This window comes from Brachybacterium sp. HMSC06H03 (assembly GCF_001807385.1).
GTDB classification, from domain to species: domain Bacteria; phylum Actinomycetota; class Actinomycetes; order Actinomycetales; family Dermabacteraceae; genus Brachybacterium; species Brachybacterium conglomeratum.
The window spans coordinates 1-2,160 of sequence record NZ_KV788857.1 but is presented as its reverse complement, the minus strand read 5'-3'; the positions used below and the strand labels follow the sequence as shown (position 1 = coordinate 2,160).

Sequence of the window (2,160 nt, the reverse complement as noted above, 5' to 3'; positions counted from 1 at the left end):
CGCCGCGCCAGGGCGGGCGGGTCGACGTCGAGGACGCGCACCCCGGTGCGCACGGCGTGGCTGCCGCTGCCGCGCAGCACGAGCGCATCGCCGACGGCCAGCGGCAGCGGACGCTCGAGGGTGAGCCGGGCATGCTCCTCGCCGAAGGGTCGCACCCGGGCGGTGACCTGGGCGGTGCCGAGGTGGGCGATCAGCTCGCCCGGGGCGCCCACGAGGTCCTCGCCGGTGGTGCGGCGCACGTCGACCTGGGTGCTGAGGTGCCACGCCCCGGGGGTGATCAGCGCATCGCCGCGACCGACCTGCTCCGCGTCGACGCCGCGGAGGTTCACCGCGGCGCGGCTGACGGGGCCGAGCTCGGCGAGCTGTCCACCGCGGGACTGCAGACCGCGGACCTGCACCTCGGTCCCCTGGTCTCCGGGCTCTGCGCCGCCGTGCGTGCCGATCAGCGCCAGCCGGTCCTCGCGGTGCAGGGTGCCCGCGGCGAGGGTCCCGGTGATCACGGTGCCGGCGCCGGAGACGGTGAAGGCGCGGTCCACCCACAGCCGCACCCGCTGCCCGGCGTCGGGACGGCGTGCGGCGGCGACGAGCTCGTCGAGCCCCTCGCGCAGCGCGTCCATCCCCTCCCCGGTCACGGCGGAGACCGCGAGGGCGGGCGCGGCGGCGAGTCCGGTGCCGGCGAGCTCCGTGCGGGCCTGGGCGATGACCTCCGGGACCCTGTCCGGGGCGAGGTCGGCGCGGGTGATCACGAGCAGGCCCTGGTCGATGCCGAGGGCGGCGACGGCGTCGCGATGGTCGCTGGACTGGGCCTGCCAGCCCTCGTCGGCCGCGACGACGAAGCAGACGATCGGGGCGGGGCCGATGCCCGCGAGCATGTTGCCGAGGAACCGCTCGTGGCCGGGCACGTCGACGAAGGAGACCTCCCGGCCGGAGGGCAGGACGGTCCAGGCGAAGCCGAGGTCGATCGTGAGGCCGCGCCGCTTCTCCTCGGCGAGGCGGTCCGGCTCGATGCCGGTCAGCGCGCGGATCAGGGTGGACTTGCCGTGGTCGACGTGCCCGGCGGTGGCGATGACCTGCATCATCGCCCGGGGTCCTGCTCAGCATCCTGCGCGGAGGCGTGCGCGGAGGCGCGCTCGGGGCGAGGGCGGTCCTCGCGGACGCGCAGCCGTTCCCGCGCCGCGGCGACGGCGCCGACCAGCGTGTCCTCGTCCTCGGCGGGCACGCAGCGCAGGTCCAGCAGGCACGCGCCGCCCTGGACGGTGCCGACGACGGCCGGGTCCCCGGTGCGGAGCTCCGCGGCGAGCTCCTCCTCGAGCGCGATCGCCCAGCCGGGCAGCGGCACCTCGGCCCCTCCCCCGCCGCCGACGCGGCCGTCATGGGCGATAGCGCGGCCGTCGAGCCGGGCGGCGAGCGCGTCGGTCCGCTCCCGCAGCGTGTCCGGGTCGGTGCGCAGCGCCGTGAGGACGGGCGGGACGGGTCCGGCGAGGGTCGCCTCGATCGCGGCGAGCGCGAGCTTGTCGGCGCGGACCGCACGGGCCAGCGGGTGGCGGGCGAGGCGCGCGATCACCTCGCGTCGACCCAGCAGGATCCCGGCCTGAGGACCGCCGAGGAGCTTGTCTCCGCTGGTGATGACCACGTCGGCCCCCGCGGCGAGGGCCGAGGCGGCATCGGGTTCGTCGGGCAGAGCGGGCTCGGGGCGCAGCAGTCCCGAGCCGAGATCGGCGATCAGCGGCAGTCCGTGCTCGTGCGCGAGCGCGGCGAGCTCGGCGATCCCGACCTCGCTGGTGAAGCCCTCGATGCGGTAGTTGCTGGTGTGGACCTTGAGGATCGCGCCGACGGGCGCTGGGCCTGCGGTCCGTGCGTCGGCGCTCGGCCCCGCGGCGGCGGCGCCCGGGTCCCCGCCGGTGCCTGAGGTGAGCGCGTCGCGGTAGTCGCTCGCATGGGTGCGATTGGTGGTGCCGACCTCCCGCACCCGCGCCCCGGCGGAGGCGACGAGCTCCGCGAGCCGGAACCCGGCCCCGATCTCGACGAGCTCCCCGCGGCTCCACAGCAGTTCGCGGCCCGCGGCGAGCGCCGTCGTGGCCAGCAGCAGGGCGGCCGCGCCGTTGTTCACCACGAGCGCATCCCCCGCCGCGGGGCAGGCGGCGAGCAGCGCGGCCCGGG

General features: G+C 77.2%; 2 protein-coding genes. Both read right to left on the bottom strand.

The features are described 5' to 3' along the window. Positions 1 to 1,076, bottom strand: a 1,076-nt coding sequence (locus HMPREF3159_RS11165; protein WP_246821620.1) for a GTP-binding protein, incomplete at its 3' end; no start/stop codon positions are given. Further along, positions 1,076 to 2,160, bottom strand: a 1,085-nt coding sequence (locus HMPREF3159_RS11160; RefSeq protein ID WP_070501089.1) for an aminotransferase class V-fold PLP-dependent enzyme, incomplete at its 5' end; no start/stop codon positions are given. The genes HMPREF3159_RS11160 and HMPREF3159_RS11165, both read right to left, overlap by 1 nt.